General features: G+C 71.0%; 18 protein-coding genes. 6 read left to right on the top strand and 12 right to left on the bottom strand.

Annotated features, from left to right (window positions below; genetic code table 11):
- Positions 1-91 precede the first annotated feature (91 nt).
- Together fabI and fabG are read right to left on the bottom strand one after the other, a co-directional pair.
- Complete coding sequence (gene fabI / locus ACIPUC_RS31395; RefSeq protein ID WP_446593767.1) at positions 92-862, bottom strand: enoyl-ACP reductase FabI; 771 nt, start codon at positions 860-862, stop codon at positions 92-94.
- Positions 863-867: 5 nt separating this feature from the next.
- Positions 868-1,587, bottom strand: a complete 720-nt coding sequence (gene fabG / locus ACIPUC_RS31390) for a 3-oxoacyl-[acyl-carrier-protein] reductase (protein WP_446593766.1) — start codon at positions 1,585-1,587, stop codon at positions 868-870.
- Between the two features lie 184 nt (positions 1,588-1,771).
- Here fabG and ACIPUC_RS31385 point away from each other — a divergent pair, with 184 nt between their 5' ends.
- From ACIPUC_RS31385 to tyrS, 3 genes are all read left to right on the top strand, one after another.
- Positions 1,772-3,295 carry a TldD/PmbA family protein gene (locus tag ACIPUC_RS31385; protein ID WP_446593765.1) on the top strand — a complete coding sequence of 508 codons (1,524 nt, stop codon included), beginning with the start codon at positions 1,772-1,774 and terminating at the stop codon, positions 3,293-3,295.
- Complete coding sequence (locus ACIPUC_RS31380) at positions 3,292-4,692, top strand: metallopeptidase TldD-related protein (RefSeq protein WP_446593764.1); 1,401 nt, start codon at positions 3,292-3,294, stop codon at positions 4,690-4,692. Before ACIPUC_RS31385 ends, ACIPUC_RS31380 begins: the two co-directional genes overlap by 4 nt.
- 64 nt (positions 4,693-4,756) lie before the next feature.
- Positions 4,757-6,025, top strand: coding sequence for a tyrosine--tRNA ligase (gene tyrS, locus ACIPUC_RS31375; protein ID WP_446593763.1), 1,269 nt, complete (start codon positions 4,757-4,759; stop codon positions 6,023-6,025).
- Between the two features lie 63 nt (positions 6,026-6,088).
- On the opposite strand, the gene ACIPUC_RS31370 is transcribed toward tyrS, so the two are convergent.
- Positions 6,089-6,367 (bottom strand): GlsB/YeaQ/YmgE family stress response membrane protein, encoded by a 279-nt coding sequence (locus ACIPUC_RS31370; protein WP_446593762.1) that lies wholly within the window; start codon positions 6,365-6,367, stop codon positions 6,089-6,091.
- A 240-nt stretch (positions 6,368-6,607) separates the two neighbouring features.
- On the opposite strand from ACIPUC_RS31370, the gene ACIPUC_RS31365 reads away from it, so the two are divergent.
- Positions 6,608-6,886, top strand: a complete 279-nt coding sequence (locus tag ACIPUC_RS31365; protein ID WP_446593798.1) for a DUF3099 domain-containing protein — start codon at positions 6,608-6,610, stop codon at positions 6,884-6,886.
- Between the two features lie 146 nt (positions 6,887-7,032).
- On the top strand, positions 7,033-7,272 hold the full coding sequence (locus ACIPUC_RS31360) for a hypothetical protein (protein WP_446593761.1): 240 nt from the start codon (positions 7,033-7,035) through the stop codon (positions 7,270-7,272).
- 18 nt (positions 7,273-7,290) lie between these two features.
- On the opposite strand, the gene moaA is transcribed toward ACIPUC_RS31360, so the two are convergent.
- The 3 genes from moaA to ACIPUC_RS31345 form a co-directional block, all read right to left on the bottom strand.
- Positions 7,291-8,280, bottom strand: coding sequence for a GTP 3',8-cyclase MoaA (gene moaA, locus ACIPUC_RS31355; protein WP_446593760.1), 990 nt, complete (start codon positions 8,278-8,280; stop codon positions 7,291-7,293).
- Between the two features lie 152 nt (positions 8,281-8,432).
- Positions 8,433-10,061, bottom strand: a complete 1,629-nt coding sequence (locus ACIPUC_RS31350) for a solute symporter family protein (protein WP_446593759.1) — start codon at positions 10,059-10,061, stop codon at positions 8,433-8,435.
- The gene (locus ACIPUC_RS31345; protein ID WP_446593758.1) at positions 10,058-10,429 is read right to left on the bottom strand and encodes a DUF485 domain-containing protein; all 372 of its coding nucleotides are present in this window, start codon (positions 10,427-10,429) and stop codon (positions 10,058-10,060) included. Before ACIPUC_RS31345 ends, ACIPUC_RS31350 begins: the two co-directional genes overlap by 4 nt.
- A 259-nt stretch (positions 10,430-10,688) precedes the next feature.
- Here ACIPUC_RS31345 and ACIPUC_RS31340 point away from each other — a divergent pair, with 259 nt between their 5' ends.
- Positions 10,689-12,233, top strand: a complete 1,545-nt coding sequence (locus ACIPUC_RS31340) for a S8 family serine peptidase (protein WP_446593757.1) — start codon at positions 10,689-10,691, stop codon at positions 12,231-12,233.
- A 72-nt stretch (positions 12,234-12,305) separates the two neighbouring features.
- Here the strand turns inward: ACIPUC_RS31340 and ACIPUC_RS31335 are convergent, their stop codons facing one another.
- The 6 genes from ACIPUC_RS31335 to ACIPUC_RS31310 form a co-directional block, all read right to left on the bottom strand.
- Positions 12,306-13,349 carry a zinc-dependent alcohol dehydrogenase family protein gene (locus ACIPUC_RS31335; RefSeq protein WP_446593756.1) on the bottom strand — a complete coding sequence of 348 codons (1,044 nt, stop codon included), beginning with the start codon at positions 13,347-13,349 and terminating at the stop codon, positions 12,306-12,308.
- Positions 13,350-13,387: 38 nt separating this feature from the next.
- Positions 13,388-14,098 (bottom strand): lysoplasmalogenase, encoded by a 711-nt coding sequence (locus ACIPUC_RS31330; protein ID WP_446593755.1) that lies wholly within the window; start codon positions 14,096-14,098, stop codon positions 13,388-13,390.
- Entirely contained in the window at positions 14,095-14,973 is an 879-nt protein-coding gene (locus ACIPUC_RS31325) for a sterol desaturase family protein (protein ID WP_446593754.1), read from the bottom strand. The genes ACIPUC_RS31330 and ACIPUC_RS31325 overlap by 4 nt, the downstream gene beginning before the upstream one ends.
- Positions 14,974-15,138: 165 nt before the next feature.
- Positions 15,139-16,359, bottom strand: coding sequence for an amidohydrolase family protein (locus ACIPUC_RS31320; RefSeq protein WP_446593753.1), 1,221 nt, complete (start codon positions 16,357-16,359; stop codon positions 15,139-15,141).
- The gene (locus ACIPUC_RS31315) at positions 16,356-17,648 is read right to left on the bottom strand and encodes an amidohydrolase family protein (RefSeq protein WP_446593752.1); all 1,293 of its coding nucleotides are present in this window, start codon (positions 17,646-17,648) and stop codon (positions 16,356-16,358) included. Before ACIPUC_RS31315 ends, ACIPUC_RS31320 begins: the two co-directional genes overlap by 4 nt.
- A gap of 12 nt (positions 17,649-17,660) precedes the next feature.
- Positions 17,661-18,545 carry an SDR family NAD(P)-dependent oxidoreductase gene (locus ACIPUC_RS31310; RefSeq protein WP_446593751.1) on the bottom strand — a complete coding sequence of 295 codons (885 nt, stop codon included), beginning with the start codon at positions 18,543-18,545 and terminating at the stop codon, positions 17,661-17,663.

The following is an 18,545-nucleotide window of genomic DNA, read 5'->3' as shown; positions in this document are numbered from 1 at the left end:
CGCTCAACCCCCGCACCCCGGCGCCACCCGGGGGGGGGCCCCCCCCCGGGGGGGGGCCCCGGCCCCCGCCGCCGTGCGGATGCGAGTGCCGTCAGGCACCCATCGCGTGCAGACCGCCGTCCACGTGGACGATCTCGCCGGTGGTCTTCGGGAACCAGTCCGACAGCAGCGCGACGACGCCGCGGCCGGCCGGCTCCGGGTCGCTCATGTCCCACTCCAGCATCGAGCGGGAGTTCCAGACGTCGGCCAGCTCGCCGAAGCCCGGAATGGACTTCGCGGCCATGGAGCCGATCGGACCGGCCGAGACCAGGTTGCAGCGGATGTTCTCCTTGCCCAGGTCGCGGGCGAGGTAGCGGCTGGTGGCCTCGAGCGCGGCCTTGGCCGGGCCCATCCAGTCGTACTGCGGCCAGGCGAACTGCGCGTCGAAGGTGAGGCCGACGACGGCCGCGCCCTCGTGCGGGAAGAGCGGCTTGCAGGCCATGGTCAGCGACTTCAGCGAGAACGCCGAGACGTGCATGGCGGTGGCGACCGACTCGAACGGCGTGTTCAGGAAGTTGCCGCCCAGGGCGTCCTGCGGCGCGAAGCCGATGGAGTGCACGACACCGTCGAGGCCGCCGAGCTCGTCGCGGACGAGGGTCTCCAGCCGGTCCAGGTGCTCCTGGTTGGTGACGTCGAGCTCGATCACCTTGGCGGGCTTGGGCAGCTTGCGGGCGATGCGCTCCGTCAGCGTCGGCCGCGGGAACGCCGTGAGGATCACCTCGGCGCCCTGCTCCTGGGCGAGCTTGGCTACGTGGAACGCGATGGAGGACTCCATCAGCACGCCGGTGACGAGGATGCGCTTGCCCTCGAGAATTCCACTCATGGTGATCAGTGACCCATGCCCAATCCGCCGTCAACGGGAATGACGGCTCCGGTGATGTACGCGGCGTCGTCGGACGCCAGGAAGCTCACGGCCGCCGCGATCTCCTCGGGCTGCGCGTAGCGGCCGAGCGGCACCTGGCCCACGATGCCCGCACGCTGCTCGTCGGTGAGGACCTTGGTCATGTCCGTGTCGACGAAGCCGGGGGCGACCACGTTGAAGGTGATGTTGCGCGAACCCAGCTCGCGGGCGAGCGACCGGGCGAAGCCGACCAGCGCGGCCTTGGAGGCGGCGTAGTTGGCCTGACCCGCCGAACCCAGCAGTCCGACGACCGAGGAGATCAGGACGACGCGGCCCTTCTTGGCCCGGAGCATGCCCCGGTTCGCCCGCTTGACCACCCGGAACGTGCCGGTGAGGTTGGTGTCGACGACCGAGGAGAAGTCCTCCTCGGACATCCGCATCAGCAGCGTGTCCTTGGTGATGCCGGCGTTGGCCACCAGCACCTCGACCGCGCCGTGCGCTTCCTCGATCTGCTTGTAGGCCTGCTCCACCTGCTCGGAGTCGGTGATGTCGCACCGGACCGCCAGGACGCCGAGCGAGGTGAGCGCCTCCGGCGGCTCCCCCGAGCGGTACGTGATCGCGACCTTGTCTCCGGCATCCGCGAAGGCGCGGGCGATGGCGAGGCCGATGCCCCGGTTACCTCCGGTGACGAGAACCGAGCGGCTCAACGGATCACCCTTTCGCTAGCGGTCTGAATACCGAAAACCTATAGGTCGCACCCCTCGTACGGAGAATCGACCTCCGACAGGGCCTTGCGGCGGGCTCTGTCGAATCCCTACAGAAAGATGTAGGCACGACAGCCCCGGGCGCGACATGATCGGGGAGACCGGCCCCGACTTCGGGAGGAAATCCGTGGCCCATTCCATCGACGCGGCCTTCACCGCGCTTCCCTTGCGGGCGCTCGCCGACGCGGCGCTCGCCCGGGCCCGCGCGCTGGGCGCCGAGCATGCCGACTTCCGGCTGGAGCGGATCCGCAGCGCCTCCTGGCGGCTGCGCGACGCCAAGCCCTCCGGCGGGTCCGACACCACCGACCTCGGGTACGCGGTCCGGGTGGTGCACGGGGGCAGCTGGGGGTTCGCCTCCGGTGTGGACCTGACCATGGACGCCGCCGCCAAGGTGGCCTCGCAGGCCGTGGCCATGGCGAAGCTGTCCGCCCAGGTGATCAAGGCGGCCGGGTCCGACGAGCGGGTGGAGCTGGCCGAGGAGCCGGTGCACTCGGACCGGACCTGGATCTCCGCCTACGACGTGGACCCCTTCGCGGTGCCGGACGCGGAGAAGGCCGCGCTGCTCGCCGACTGGAGCGCGCGGCTGCTGGCGGCCGAGGGCGTCGCGCACGTGGACGCCTCGCTGCTGGCGGTGCACGAGAACAAGTTCTACGCGGACACCGCGGGCACCACGACCACGCAGCAGCGGGTCCGCATCCACCCGCAGCTCACCGCCGTCGCCGTCAACGCCACCACCGGCGAGTTCGACTCGATGCGCACCATCGCCCCGCCCGCCGGACGCGGCTGGGAGTACCTGACCGGCACCGGCTGGGACTGGGACTCGGAGCTGGAGCAGATCCCCGGTCTGCTCGCCGAGAAGATGAAGGCGCCGAGCGTGCAGGCCGGGCGCTACGACCTGGTGGTGGACCCGTCCAACCTGTGGCTCACCATCCACGAGTCCATCGGCCACGCCACCGAGCTCGACCGGGCGCTGGGCTACGAGGCGGCGTACGCCGGGACCTCCTTCGCCACCTTCGACCAGCTCGGCACGCTCAAGTACGGCTCCCCGATCATGAACGTGACGGGTGACCGCACCGCCGAGCACGGCCTGGCCACCGTCGGCTTCGACGACGAGGGCGTCGAGGCGCAGAGCTGGGACCTGGTCAAGGACGGCACGCTGGTCGGCTACCAGCTGGACCGGCGGATCGCGAAGCTGACCGGCCTCGGCCGGTCCAACGGCTGCGCCTACGCCGACTCCCCCGGTCACGTGCCCGTCCAGCGCATGGCGAACGTGTCGCTCCAGCCGGATCCCGGCGGCCTGTCCACCGAGGACCTGATCGGCGGGGTGGAGCGCGGGATCTACGTGGTCGGCGACCGCTCCTGGTCGATCGACATGCAGCGCTACAACTTCCAGTTCACCGGGCAGCGGTTCTTCCGCATCGAGAACGGCAAGCTGGCCGGGCAGCTGCGCGACGTCGCGTACCAGGCCACGACCACCGAGTTCTGGGGCTCGATGGAGAAGGTCGGCGGCCCGCAGACCTACGTCCTGGGCGGCGCCTTCAACTGCGGAAAGGCCCAGCCGGGCCAGGTCGCGTCGGTCTCGCACGGCTGCCCGTCCGCCCTGTTCCGCGACGTGACCATCCTGAACACCACGCAGGAGGCCGGACGATGACCTCATCGATTCGATCGACCAAGCCCCACGAGATCGTCGAGCGGGCCCTGGAGCTGTCCACCGCCGACGGGTGCGTCGTCATCGCCGACGAGCAGTCCACCGCCAACCTGCGCTGGGCGGGCAACGCGCTCACCACGAACGGCGTCACCCGCGGCCGGACCCTGACGGTCGTCGCGACGGTCGACGGCAAGGAGGGGACGGCCTCGGGGGTCGTCTCGCGCTCCGCCGTCACCGCCGAGGACCTGGAGCCGCTGGTGCGCGCCGCCGAGGCGGCCGCGCGCGGGGCCGGTCCCGCCGAGGACGCCCAGCCGCTGGTGACCGGGACCCCGGCCTCGCCGGACTTCGCCGACGCCCCGGCCGAGACCTCCTCGGCGGTGTTCGCGGACTTCGCCCCGGCCCTCGGCGAGGCCTTCGCCCGGGCCCGCGCGGGCGGCCGGGAGCTGTACGGCTTCGCCAACCACGAGCTGGTCTCCACGTACGTCGGCACCTCCACGGGCCTGCGGCTGCGCCACGACCAGCCCAAGGGCACCCTGGAGCTCAACGCCAAGTCCCCGGACCGGCAGCGCTCCGCCTGGGCCGGCCGCGCCACCCGCGACTTCAAGGACGTGGACCCGACCGTCCTGGACGCGGAGCTCGCCGTACGCCTCGGCTGGGCGGAGCGGAGGTTCGATCTGCCCGCCGGGCGGTACGAGACCCTGCTGCCGCCGACGGCCGTGGCGGACCTGCTGATCTACCAGATGTGGTCGGCGGCGGCCCGGGACGCGGTGGAGGGCCGGACGGTCTTCTCCAAGCCCGGCGGCGGCACCCGGCTCGGCGAGCGGCTGTCCGAACTCCCGCTGACGCTGCGCAGCGACCCGAACGCGCCGGGCCTGGAGTCCGCCCCGTTCGTCATCGCGCACAGCTCCGGGGACGACGCCTCGGTGTTCGACAACGGCCTGCCGGTGCCGTCGACCGAGTGGATCCGCGGCGGCGAGCTGGCCCGGCTGACCACGACCCGGCACAGTGCCGCACTGACCGGCCTGCCGCTCTCCCCGGCCTTCGGGAACCTGATCCTGGAGGGCGGCGGCGACCGGTCGCTCGAGGAGATGGTGGCGGACACGGAGCGGGGCCTGCTGCTGACCTGCCTGTGGTACATCCGCGAGGTCGACCCGGCCACCCTGCTGCTCACGGGCCTGACCCGGGACGGCGTGTACCTGGTGGAGAACGGGCAGGTCGTGGGCGAGGTGAACAACTTCCGGTTCAACGAGTCGCCCGTGGACCTGCTGTCGCGGGCCTCGGAGGCGGGCCGGACCGAGAAGACCCTGCCGCGCGAGTGGGGCGACTGGTTCACCCGGGCCGCGATGCCCGCCCTGCGCATCCCGGACTTCAACATGAGTTCGGTCAGCAAGGGGGTCTGATCCGCCTAGACTGGCTCTTGCAACCAAGTGTTGAATTTCCTCAGCCGAAGGAGTCGAGAGAACCGTGACGGACATCGTCGACGAACTGAAGTGGCGCGGGCTGTTCGCCCAGTCCACCGACGAAGAAGCGCTGCGCAAGGCGTTCGCGGACGGTCCTGTCACGTTCTATTGCGGCTACGACCCGACCGCGGCCTCGCTGCACGTGGGGCACCTGGTGCAGGTGCTCACCATGCGCCGGCTCCAGCTGGCCGGGAACCGGCCGCTGGCGCTGGTCGGCGGGGCCACCGGCCAGATCGGCGACCCGCGGCCGACCGCCGAGCGCACCCTGAACGATCCCGCGGTCATCGCGGAGTGGGTGAACCGGCTGCGGTCGCAGATCGAGCCGTTCCTGTCCTTCGAGGGCGAGAACGCGGCGGTCCTGGTCAACAACCTGGACTGGACGGCGGGCATGTCCGCCATCGAGTTCCTGCGGGACATCGGCAAGCACTTCCGCGTCAACAAGATGCTGACGAAGGACTCCGTCGCCAAGCGGCTGGAGTCCGACCAGGGCATCAGCTACACCGAGTTCAGCTACCAGCTGCTCCAGGGCATGGACTTCCTGGAGCTGTACCGGCGCCACGGCTGCGTGCTCCAGCAGGGCGGCTCCGACCAGTGGGGCAACCTGACGGCCGGACTCGACCTGATCCACCGGGTCGAGCCGGGCGCGGTCGTGCACGCGATGGCGACCCCGCTGATGGTCAAGGCGGACGGCACCAAGTTCGGCAAGACCGAGGGCGGGGCCGTCTGGCTGGACCCGGAGATGACCACGCCGTACGCGTTCTACCAGTTCTGGCTGAACGTGGACGACCGCGACATCTCCACCTACATGCGGATCCTGTCCTTCCGGAGCCGTGAGGAGCTGGAGGAGCTGGAGGCGCAGACCGCCGAGCGGCCGCAGGCGCGCGCCGCGCAGCGGGCGCTGGCCGAGGAGCTGACGACGCTGGTGCACGGCGCCGGCCAGTGCGCCGCCGTGATCGCCGCGTCGAAGGCGCTGTTCGGGCAGGGCGACCTGGCGGAGCTGGACGAGGCCACGCTGGCCGCGGCCCTGTCGGAACTGCCGCACGCCCGGGTGGCGGAGCTCGGCCTGGTGGTGGACCTGCTGGCGGAGACCGGCCTGGTCGCGAGCAAGTCGGCCGGCCGGCGGACCGTGAAGGAGGGCGGCGCCTACGTGAACAACGTGAAGGTGACGGCCGAGGACGCGGTCCCCGCCAAGGAGGACCTGCTGCACGGGCGTTGGCTGGTGCTGCGCCGCGGCAAGAAGAACCTGGCGGCGGTCGAGGTCACCGGCGCCTGACGCGCCTGACGCAGGGCCGGTTCGGACCAGGTCCGGCCGGCCCTCCGTCATACCCGGGGTCTCCTAGGTCATGTGGCGTTTCTTGCCCCGTACCGCTCCGTAGACCATGTCGCCGAGGCCGACCACGACGACCGCTCCGGCCAGCTGCAGCAGGTGCCGGATCCAGTCGATGCCCCGGGTGTCCTCGACACCGATCCAGGTGGCGACGGCATTGCCGAGCACGCCGCCGATGATGCCGAAGACAGTGGTCAGCCACAGGGGCTGGTGCTGCTTGCCCGGCAGGATGGCGCGGGCTATCAGGCCCAGCACGAAACCGACGATGATCGCCCACAACCAATGCATGTCGAGCCTCCTCCTGGCGCGTTGTGCGCACGTGGGCCCAGTCTCGGCCCGTACGGCGTAGCACGCATTCCGGGCGGCACTGTTCGGGGGAACCCCCTCTCCTCCCGGCCGGGGCGGCGGCGTACGGTGGGAGGGTCCGGGCCGGGGTGTGTCCGGCGGGTGATCGGGTGGTGGAGCGTGGAGCGGACGAAGCGGCAGAAGCGGAACGGGGCCGAGGTCTTCCGGATCACCGGCGCTCGGATGGGGCTCGCCGAGGACGTGCGGGGCCGTCAGCGCCGCTACGTGATCTCGATGGTCATCAGGACCCTGTCGGTCATCGCGACGGTGCTGTTGTGGAACGTACAGCGCCCGGTGGCGATCGTGACACTGGTCGCGGGCGCCCTGCTGCCCTACGTCGCCGTGGTCATCGCCAACGCGGGACGCGAGTCGGCCCCGTCGCTGCCCTCGCACTTCATCCCGGCTCCCGTGCGGCCTGCGCTGGACGCGGGAAACCTCAGGAAAAGCTCAGATCAATCATGAAGTTCCAGTGCACCGTACCGGGTCCTGCGTGACATACTGCCTACGCGCTCCGCATCCCCCGTCGGAGCGACGGACCGACGCCGGGCAGCTCCCCCCGTGGCTGCTCGGCGTCGCCTTTCCGTTCCGGCGGTTTGTAGGGTTGAGGCGTGACCTCCCCTGATACCGAATCCCCCACCTGTTCCGCCAAGGGCTGCCGTGACGCGGCCGTCTGGGTGCTGGCGTGGAACAACCCGACGCTGCACACGCCGGAGCGCCGCAAGACCTGGCTGGCCTGCGAGGAACACCGCGAACACCTCTCCCAGTTCCTGGGTGTGCGCGGTTTCCTCAAGGACGTGGTGAGGCTCGGCGAGTGGGTACAGCCGGAGGGCTCGGAGCGCCCGCGCTGACGCCCGGGGTCTCGGGCCTCAGCCGCCGATCGCCGACATGGGGCGGTCGGGCTGCAGGAAGGACGGGTCGTCGAGACCGGACCCGGCCTTCTTGCCCCACATCGCCAGCTTCCACAGCCGGGCGATCTCCTCGTCCGGGGCGCCCGAGCGCAGGGCGGCCCGCAGGTCCGACTCCTCGGTGGCGAACAGGCACGTTCGGACCTGGCCGTCGGCCGTGAGCCTCGTACGGTCGCAGGCTCCGCAGAAGGGGCGGGTGACCGAGGCGATGACCCCGACGGTGGCCGGGCCGCCGTCGACCACCCAGCGCTCGGCCGGGGCGGAGCCGCGCTCGTCGGCGCCCTCCTCGGTCAGCGTGAAGCGGGTCCGCAGCGACTGGAGGATGTCACCGGCGGTGATCATTCCCTCGCGCTTCCAGCCGTGCTGGGCGTCGAGCGGCATCTGCTCGATGAAGCGGAGCTCGTACGCGTTCTCCACGGCCCAGGCCAGCAGGTCGGGCGCCTCGTCGTCGTTCAGCCCGGGCATCAGGACGGCGTTGACCTTGACGGGGGTGAGGCCGGCCTCGCGGGCCGCGGCCATCCCGTCGATGACGTCCTTGTGCCGGTCACGGCGGGTGAGGGTCTTGAAGACCTCGGGCCTCAGGGTGTCCAGGGAAACGTTCACTCGGTCCAGGCCGGCGGCCTTCAGGGCCTGCGCGGTGCGCTTGAGGCCGATGCCGTTGGTGGTCAGGGACATCTGGGGGCGGGGCTCCAGGGCCGCGCACTGCTCGACGATCCCGACCAGGCCGGGGCGGAGCAGCGGCTCGCCGCCGGTGAAGCGGACCTCGGTGATGCCGAGCTGGGTGACGGCGATGCGGATCAGCCGGACGATCTCGTCGTCGCTGAGCAGATCGGACTTGCCGAGCCACTGCAGTCCCTCTTCGGGCATGCAGTAGGTACAGCGGAGATTGCACCGGTCGGTGAGCGAGACGCGCAGGTCAGTGGCCACGCGGCCGTAGGTGTCGAGAAGCACTGTGGGCCCCCTCCCCTGTCCGGATCTGTAGAGGTTCGATGAATCGAGCCTACGCGACGCGTGTTACATCCAGTGGTGCCCGAACGGACGAGAGGCGGCGTGGCCGCGTCGTAGGGAAGTACGACGCGGCCACGCTGGGTGCTCGGACGATCTCAGTGAGCGCCTGTTCCGGTGAGGGAGCGGACTTCCAGCTCGGCGAACTTCTGGGGGTCGGCCTTCTCCTTGGACAGGACGGTTCCCAGCCAGCCCAGCAGGAAGCCGAGCGGGATCGAGATGATGCCCGGGTTCTCCAGCGGGAACCAGTAGAAGTCGGCGTCCTTGAACATCGAGGTGGGCTTCCCCGAGACCACCGGGGAGAACAGCACCAGGCCGACCGCCGAGATCAGACCGCCGTAGATGGACCAGAGCGCTCCCTGGGTGGTGAAGCGCTTCCAGAAGAGGCTGTAGAGGATCGTCGGCAGGTTGGCGGACGCGGCGACCGCGAAGGCGAGGGCGACCAGGCCTGCGACGTTCAGGTCGCGGGCGAGGGCGCCGAGGCCGATGGCGACGGCGCCGATGACCACGGTCGACCAGCGGGCCGCGCGCACCTCCTCCTTCTCGGTGGCCTGGCCCTTGCGGATGACGTTGACGTAGAGGTCGTGCGCGAAGGACGAGGAGGAGGCCAGGGTGAGGCCCGCGACCACGGCGAGGATGGTGGCGAAGGCGACCGCGGAGATCACGGCGAGCAGGATCGCGCCGCCGGTGGAGTCCGCGCCGCCGCCGATCTCCTGGGCGAGCAGCGGTGCCGCGGTGTTGCCCGCCTTGTTCGAGGCCAGGATGTCGGCCCGCTTGAGCAGCGCGGCGGCGCCGAAGCCGAGGGCGATCGTCATCAGGTAGAAGGCGCCGATGATGCCGATGGCCCAGTTCACGGACTTCCGGGCGGCCTGGGCGGTGGGCACGGTGTAGAAGCGGATCAGGATGTGCGGCAGGCCGGCGGTGCCGAGCACCAGGGCGAGGCCCAGCGAGATGAAGTCCAGCTTGGTGAGGGAGTCCTTGCCGTACTTGAGCCCCGGCTCGAGGAACTTGGTGCCCTGGCCGCTGTTCTCGGCGGCCTGTCCGAGCAGCGCGGAGATGTTGAAGTTGAACTTCAGCAGCACCAGGAAGGTGATCAGAAGGGCGCCCGCGATGAGCAGCACGGCCTTGATCATCTGGACCCAGGTGGTGCCCTTCATACCGCCGATCGTCACGTAGACGATCATCAGCAGGCCGACCAGCGCGACGACCGCGACCTTGCCGCCGTCGCTGGTGATGCCGAGGAGCAGCGAGACGAGCACGCCGGCCCCGGCCATCTGGGCGAGCAGGTAGAAGATCGAGACCACGATGGTGGAGGTGCCCGCGGCGGTACGCACGGGCCGCTGGCGCATCCGGTACGCGAGGACGTCGCCCATCGTGTAGCGGCCGGAGTTGCGCAGCGGTTCGGCGACGAGCAGCAGCGCGACCAGCCAGGCGACGAGGAAGCCGATGGAGTACAGGAAGCCGTCGTAGCCGAAGAGGGCGATGGCTCCGGCGATGCCGAGGAAGGACGCGGCGGACATGTAGTCGCCGGAGATGGCGAGGCCGTTCTGGAAGCCGGTGAACTGGCGGCCGCCGGCGTAGAAGTCGGCGGCGTCCTTGGTCTGGCGGCCGGCCCAGACCGTGATGATCAGGGTGGCGACGACGAAGAGGCCGAACAGCGTGATGATCAGCGGGCGGTGCTCGGAGGCACCGGCGGCGACCGTCGTCAGGTGGAGCGTGCCGCTCACTTCCCGCCCTCCATCCGTGCCTTGATGGCCGAGGCCTTGGGGTCGAGCTTGGCGGCGGCGTGCCGCGAGTAGAGCCAGGCGATCAGGAAGGTCGTCGCGAACTGGCCGAGGCCGAGGACGAGGGCGACGTTGATGTTCCCGAAGAGCTTGGTCCCCATGAAGCCGCCCGCGTAGTTGGACAGCAGCACGTAGAGCAGGTACCAGGCGATGAACGCCACGGTGAGCGGGAAGGCGAAGGATCGGTAGGAGCGGCGCAGTTCGGCGAACTCGGCACTCTGCTGGACGGTTCCGAATTCTTCGGCCGTGGGGCCGGGACGCGCCGGGGGCGTTCCCGCGCTGCCCGGCGGCGGCGCTGCTTCGGTGGTCACGGGGGGCTCTCCTTGTGACGCGGGTGCGGTGGGGACGACGGACAAAACAACCTCCGTGTGGGGGACGGTGGTGCTGACGCCCCCTGTCAACGGCACGGCCGGCGCGTCGGGACGGTTCAACACCTGGCACTTCTTTGAAAACTGATTCCTCGAACTGATGGCGCAGAAGGGAACACCGGCACTAGGTTCCCCATGTCATGAACCCGTCCGCCGTGACCACGTCCGGACGGCTTCTTTTCAAGGATGATGTGGAGAACCCATGGCTCATCTGGGATCCGGCCGCCGGCGTGCTCTCGCCGTACCGGTCGGCCTGGCGCTCACCGCCTCGCTCGCCTTCCTGCCCTCGGTGTCCGCTTCGGCGGCCCCGCTGGGCAACACGGCGGACGCGGCAACGGCTCCGGCGGCCGAGACCACCGGCCCCAAGCTGTCGTACGTGGCGAACCTGAACGCGTATGCCACGGTGAAGGCGGCGAAGAAGGCCATCGAGCAGGCCGGCGGAACGGTGGTGACGGCCTATGAGCAGATCGGGGTCGTCGTCGCGCACTCCCAGAACCCCGACTTCGCCAAGCAGCTGCGTGCCAACCGCGGTCTGTTCGTCTCGGTCGGCGCGACCCGTACGGCCCCCCTCCAGGCGGTGCAGACCACCGACGAGGGCACGACGCAGCAGCTGAGCGCGGCGGACGCCGCCAAGGCGGCAGCGGCGGCCCAGGAGGGTCAGGAGCCGCTGGAGCCCAACCAGTGGGACCTGCGGACGATCAAGGCCGATCAGGCTCACAAGATCAACGATGGCAGCCAGGACGTCACGGTGGGCGTCATCGACACAGGTGTCGACGACACTCACCCCGACCTCGCGCCGAACTTCTCCAAGGAGCAGTCGGCCAACTGCGTCGGCGGTGTCGCGGACACCTCCGAGGGCGCCTGGCGTCCGTACGCGGACGGCAGCGACCACGGCACGCACGTGGCCGGCACCATCGCGGCCCCGCGCAACGGCATCGGCGTCAGCGGTGTCGCGCCCGGCGTCAAGATCGCCGCGATCAAGGTGAGCGAGCCCGGAACGAGCCTCTTCTTCACCGAGGCGGTCGTCTGCGGCTTCATGTTCGCCGCCGAGAAGGGGATCGAGGTGACCAACAACAGCTACTACGTCGACCCCTGGCTCTACAACTGCAAGTCGGACGACGACCAGAAGGCGCTGGTGGAGGCCATCGGGCGGGCCACCAAGTACGCCGAGCGCAAGGGCACGCTCCACGTGGCCTCGGCCGGCAACTCCAACCACGACCTGGCCGGGGAGTCGATCCTCGACGACACCAGCCCGAACGACACCACCCCGGTGCCGCGCACCATCGACCCGAGCGTCTGCCTGGACCTGCCCACGCAGCTCCCGGGCGTGGTCACGGTCTCGGCGACCGGTGACAAGGGCCTGCGCTCGTACTACTCCAGCTACGGCCTCGGGGTCGTGGACGTCGCCGGCCCCGGTGGCGACAAGTGGCAGATACCGGCCACGCCGGACGCCAACGGCCGCGTGCTGTCCACCGTCCTGGGCGGCGGGTACGGCTACAAGCAGGGCACCTCGATGGCGGCCCCGCACGTCGCGGGCGTCGCGGCGCTCCTCAAGAGCGCCCACCCGTCGGCCACGCCCTCGCAGATCCAGGCCATGCTCAAGGGCCAGGCCACGAGGGCCGAGTGCCCGGCGCAGATCTACAACAGCGCGGGCACCCTGATCGACGCCACCACCTGCGAGAGCAAGTGGGGCCAGACGGGCTACTACGGCTACGGCGTGGTCGACGCGCTGAAGGCCGTCAAGTAACCGGCCGGTTCGGCTGATACGCGGAAGGGCCGGGCGGGGACCATCCCGCCCGGCCCTTCTCCGTACCGGCTGTCAGGGCTTGACCATCACCTTGAGCGCGCTGCGGTCGTCCATCGCGCGGTAGCCGTCGGGGACCTCGTCCAGGGACACGGCCCGGTCGAAGACCGGCGACGGGTCGATGGCTCCGCTGAGCACGTCCTCCAGCAGCTCCGGGATGTAGGCGCGGACCGGGGCCACGCCCCCGCGCAGGGTGATGTTGCGGTCGAACATCACGCCGAGGTCGAGACCGGTGCCGCTGCCGTGCGGCACGCCGACGTAGCCGATGGCCCCGCCGTCGCGGGTGATGTCCACGGCGGTGCGCATGGACATCTCGGTGCCGACCGCCTCGATGACGGCGTGCGCGCCCTGGCCGCCGGTGAGTTCGCGGACGGCCGCCTCGGCGGCCTCCCCGCGCTCGGCGACGATGTCGGTGGCCCCGAAGAGCTTGGCGATGTCCGTACGGGCGCTGTGGCGGCCCAGTGCGATGATCCGCTCGGCGCCGAGGCGCTGGGCGGCGAGGACGCCGCACAGGCCGACCGCGCCGTCACCGACGACGGCGACCGTGGAGCCCTTGCGCACGCCCGCGCCCAGCGCGGCGTGGTGGCCGGTGCCCATGACGTCGGAGAGCGCGAGCAGCCCGGTCAGCAGGTGGTCGTCGGAGACGGCCGCGGCGGGCAGCTTCACCAGCGTGCCGTCGGCGTACGGGACCCGGACGGCCTCGCCCTGGCCGCCGTCGTGACCGACCGAGCCCCAGAAACCGCCGTGCACGCAGGAGGTGTACAGGCCCTCGGAGCAGTAGTCGCAAGTGCCGTCGGACCACATGAAGGGCGCGACGACCAGGTCGCCGGCGCGCAGGCCCGAGACGGCCGGGCCGGTCTCCTCGACGACGCCGAGGAACTCGTGGCCGATCCGCTGGCCGGGCTGCCGCGCGGCTTCGCCGCGGTAGGCCCACAGGTCGCTGCCGCAGATGCAGGCGCGCAGGACGCGGACGACGGCGTCCTCGGGGCGCTGGATCGCAGCGTCGGGCACCTCCTCCACGCGGATGTCGTGCGGGGCGTGGATGACGGTGGCGCGCATGGTGATGCAGTCCTCCGGCTAGGGGATCGTTCGGTCGTTCAGTCTTGTACGACTTCCCTACCGTACGCCTGCGCCGACGTGAGCACGCCGGTGGCCAGCAGGTACTGGGCCGCCAGATAGGTCGCCATGATCCAGAAGTCGGGCCGGGGCAGCTGGGGCCACTGCGCGATCCCGGTCGCGATGAGCGTGTCGGAGATCAGGAACAGCGCCCCGCCGATCCCCGCCCGCAGCCCGAGGGCACTGGAGCGGAAGGCCATCGCGGTGAGCAGCAGGCTGTAGCCGGCGACGGGCACGCGCAGATCGGCCGGAAGGTCGGTCCACATCAGGCCGATGGTGCCGAGGAGGGCGAGCGCGTACGCGCCCCCGAGCAGCGGGCGCGCGGCGCGGCGGGCGAACAGCACGAGGTAGCAGACGTGCCCGGCGGCGAAGGAGCCCATGCCGATCAGGAAGGCGGGCTCGGCGTCGAAGAGCAGGGCGAGGTCCCCGCCCCAGCCGAACAGCAGCGCGGCGACCAGCAGCCGGGGGGCGCCGCGCCTGCCCCCGTATCCGCCGCAGCAGGCGTACGCCACCAGCAGCGGCATCAGCAGCGGCTTCGCGAGGACGTGCCCGAGGTGCCAGTCGGCGAGCAGCGAGCCGAGGTCGACGGCGGCGGCCGCGGCGAAGGCGCCGAGCAGCGCGCGGGCGGCGGCCCCGCCCGATTCGGGTACGGGGCGGGCCCGGGACGGCGTACGGGACTCGGCGGCGCTCACGCCGCGTGCTCCGGGGCGGCCTGCGGGGCAGGGGCCGCGGCGGCCGGGGCGGGCTGCCAGCCGGGGCCGCGGAAGACGCGTCCGGCGCGCTCGCGCCAGCTCGTGGCGGCGCGCACGTCGCGGGCGATGGCGGCGTACTCGTGGGTGGCCACGCGCAGCGGGTTGTAGGTGCTGATGTTCTTCGTGAGCCCGAAGACGGGCTTGTCGGTCTCTCCCACCCAGGAGCCGAAGATCCGGTCCCAGACGATCAGGATCCCGGCGAAGTTGCGGTCCAGGTATCCGCCCTGGGAGGCGTGGTGGACGCGGTGGTGGGAGGGGGTGTTGAAGACGTACTCGACGGGTCGCGGCAGTTTGTCGATCCGCTCGGTGTGGATCCAGAACTGGTAGACGAGGTTGACCGAGTAGCAGAAGGCCACGGCGGCCGGGTGCACGCCGAGGGCGATCATCGGCAGGTAGAACGGCCAGGAGGTGGCGCTGGTCCACGGCTGGCGCAGCGCGGTGGTGAGGTTGAACTTGCGGCTGCTGTGGTGCACGACGTGGCAGGCCCACAGGATCCGGATGACGTGGTGGCCGCGGTGCTGCCAGTAGTAGAGGAAGTCCTGCGCGAGCAGCATCAGCAGGACGGTCCACCACAGCACGGGCACGCGCAGGGGCGTCAGCTCGTAGACGGCGGTGTAGATCGCGACGACGGGGATCTTCCAGAGGAAGTCGAAGACCAGGCTGCCCAGTCCCATGCCGAGGCTGGTGACGGCGTCCTTGGTCTCGTACCCGGCGGCGTCCTCGTCGGGATGGATCCGGTAGCTCACCATCTCCAGGACGGTGAGCAGCACGAAGGCCGGTATGGACCACAGCACGACATCGGGCAGGTTCGGCATGTGCGCACCATAGAGGCGCCTTCCGGGGTGCCGCTAGGGGTTGTTACCGATCGGTATCCGTCGGGGTTACCGAGGGTTCGCGCGATGACGTGTTCGCCGGGGCCTTGCCCGCCGGAGCGGCTCGGGTTCAGCAGGACCCGAGCCGCTCCGGCGGGGGCCGGGGTATCACCAGACGCGGACCGAGCCGCCGCGGGCGAAGGCCGGGCTCGTGGCGGCCGGCGGGATCTCCGTGAGGGGTTCGGCGATCTCCGAGACCAGCGGGCCGTGCTTGGCGGCGAGCGCGTCGAGCAAGGAGAGGTCGAAGCCGTAGACGCGGGCCGCGTTGCCGCCCGCCATCGCGGCGACCTCGGCCCGCGGGAGGCCCGCGTAGGCGATGCGGAGGCCTTCGCGGGAGAACGGGGTGGTGCCCTCGTCGTGGGGGTAGTCGCTGCCCCACATGATCTTGTCGAGGCCGATCCGCTCCCGCAGCGGGACCTCGTGGGGGCGCATGAAGCTCGCCCCCACGAAGCAGTTGTGCCGCCAGACCTCGCTCGGCCCCCTGCCCATCGCCTCCGCCAGGCCCGCCCCGAACTTGGACTCGGCCGTGCCCGAGGCCGCGACCAGCCGGCCGTGGTAGTAGTCCAGCATCTCCAGCACGCCCGGGATCCAGCCGGAGCCCTGCTCGGTCAGGACCAGCTTGAGGCCCGGGTGGCGGCGGAAGGCGCCGCCGAAGACGAGGTGCCACAGGGCGCGGTGCGAGAACCAGGTCGTCTCCACCATGAAGACGGCCCGGGCCGCCGGTTCGTCGCCGAGCGGCGGGGAGGCCGAGCCGCCGTGGTGGTTGACCGGCACGTCCAGCTCGGCGCACACCGCCCAGATCGGGTCGTACGCGGCCGAGTAGAGCTCCGGGACCGTGGAGCCGGGCGGGACGCCGGGCAGCAGGATGCCGCCCGTGAGGCCCGCCTCCTTCGTGCGGCGGATCTCCTCCACCGCCGCGTCCACGTCGTTCAGCAGGATCTGCACCACGCCGGCCCGGCGGCCCGGCGCGTCCGCGCAGAAATCCGCCAGCCAGCGGTTGTGCGCCTGGAGCCCGGCCCAGCGCATCGCGTACTCCGCGGCCGTCGGCGGCTGGGCCATCAGGGAGGCCTTGGGGAAGAACGGCGGGATGGTGTTGGGGAAGAGGACTTCCGCGACGATGCCGTCCGCTTCCAGTTCGGCCAGGCGGCGCGCCGAGTTCCAGTTCCGGTCCGCCGTATCGGCGAGGAGGTCCTCGTACGGGTTCACGTACGCGGCGGCCCAGGCGTCGAAGTCGTCGTGGTACCGCTTCTCCAGGTACGGCTTGTAGTCCAGCAGGTCGGCGCCCGCGTGGCAGTCGGCCGAGATGACGGTGTAGCGGTCCTCCGTCACTGCGACACCCCCAGGACCGGGAAGTCGTTCTCGGTCAGCCAGTGGCGGCCCACCTCCCGGGAGCGGGCCCATGAGGCTTCCACCCCCGCCTGGTCCGGGGACTGGCCCAGCTCGGCCGGGGTGGGGCCGATCCGGCGGGCCACGGGTGCGAGCTTGTCCGTGTCGAAGCCGAAGACCTCGGCCGCGGCCAGGCCCAGCATCCGGCGGGTCTCCGCCACCGGGATGTCGTGGAAGGTGGTGCGCAGCCAGTTCCGGGTGTCGGGCCAGGTGCCCTCGGGGTGCGGGAAGTCCGATCCCCACAGGATGTTGTCCACGCCGATCTCGTAGCGCTGGGCCAGTTCCCGGCGCTTGGTGTTCGTCGCGCAGATGAAGACCTGCCGGTCCAGGTACTCGCTCGGCGGGCGCTTCAGCTCGGCGAAGGGCGAGAGCTTCTTGCCGCCGTGCGCGCCGAGGTAGAGGCGGTCCATGAACCAGAGCTGGTTCGGCAGCCACCAGCAGCCGGACTCGGCCACGCCGAACTTGAGGCCCGGGTGCCGCTCGAAGACCCCGGACCAGAGCAGGAACCACAGCGGCCGGGCGGGCCACCAGGTGACCTCGGAGACGTAGATGCCGAGGTGGTCGCCGTACTCGTGGCGGGGCGCGGCCCCGGAGTGGGTCACGATCGGCATCGCCGTCTCGGCGGCGGCCGCCCAGACCGGGTCGTAACGGCGGTCGTGGTAGGGCGCCTTGTCCACCCACATGGAGGGGATCATCAGCGCGCCCAGCCCGGACTCCTTGGCCCGGTGGATCTCGGCGACGACCTTGTCCGGCTCCCCGGTGATGGGCAGCAGGGCGACACCGCAGTGCCGTTCGGGGTTCCGCGACACGAACTCGGCGAGCCAGCGGTTGTGCGCCTGCGCGCCCGCCATGCCCAGTTCGGGGTCCTGGTCGCCGGAGAGGCCCAGGCCCACTCCGAAGGGGGCCGCGGTCTGGCTGTCGACGGCGTCCGCGTCGGGGAAGACGACCTCGGCGGCCACGCCGTCGCCGTCGAGCTCCTTCAGGCGCTGTCCAGGGTCCCAGCCGCCCTTGAGGCCTTCCTCGTGGTCGTGGAACCACTTCTCGGCGAAGGCCTCGTTGCGGACGCCCAGCCGGGTGGCCTCCGCGCGCCGGGCGTCGCGCTCACCGAGGAACTCTTCGAACTGGGGGTGGAAGCGGGAGTCCAGGTAGGGGCGGTACTGCTCGGTGGGCAGGCCCGCGTGGCAGTCGGAGGAGATGATCAGGTACGGGTCTTCGTACGGTGTGTCGCTCACGGCAGACGCTCCTCAGTCGAGGATGAAGCTCTCCAGGTAGGCGGGGTTGGCGCGGTCGAGCATCGACTGCGACCGGGCGCGGATCTGCCGGTCGCTGTGCTCGCTCGCCGGGAGCATCCAGAAGCGGTCGGCGCGGATGCCGTCGACCACGTGCTCGGCGACGTCCTCGACCGGGGTGAAGTTCACCTCGTGTCCGGCCTGCTTCATCGCGGCCTCGTACTGGTCGAGGCTGCGGTACGGGGTCTTGCGCGGGCGCTGCTTCGCGTACCGCTCGGGCCGGTTGCGGTGCGACTCCCACAGACCGGTGCGCAGCATGTGCGGCCCGGGGAAGAGGACGGAGGCGCCGACGGCCGCGCCCTCGGCCTTGAGGTGGGCGTAGAGGGACTCGGTCATGGTGACCACCGCCGCCTTGGTGACGGCGTAGACGGAGGCGGTGGGCAGCGGGGCGATGCCGCCGTCGCCGGAGGAGGTGTTGACGACGTGTCCCGGCTCGCCGGCCGCGATCATGCGGGGGACGAAGGCCTGGATGCCGTGGAAGACGCCCCACACGTTGACGGAGAAGGCCCACTTCCAGTCGTTGGGCTCGTGCTCCCACATCCGGCCCTCGGCGCCCGAGCCGACGCCCGCGTTGTTGCAGAGCACGTGCACCCCGCCGAAGGCCTCGTACGCCGCGTCGGCGAGGGAGGCCACGGAGTCGCGGTCGCTGACGTCGACGGTCCTGGCGAGCACCTGGGCCCCGTCCGCGGTGAGGTCGTCGGCGGCCTTGCGCAGGGCGCCCTCCTCCACGTCGGCGAGGACGACCCTCAGTCCCTCGGTGGCGAAGCGGCGGGCCATGGCGAGGCCGATGCCGCCGGCGGCGCCGGTGACGACGGCCACCTGTCCCGGTTCGAGTCGCAC

This window comes from Streptomyces sp. LARHCF249 (assembly GCF_052871255.1).
This window is presented reverse-complemented; position numbering and strand designations above follow the sequence as displayed.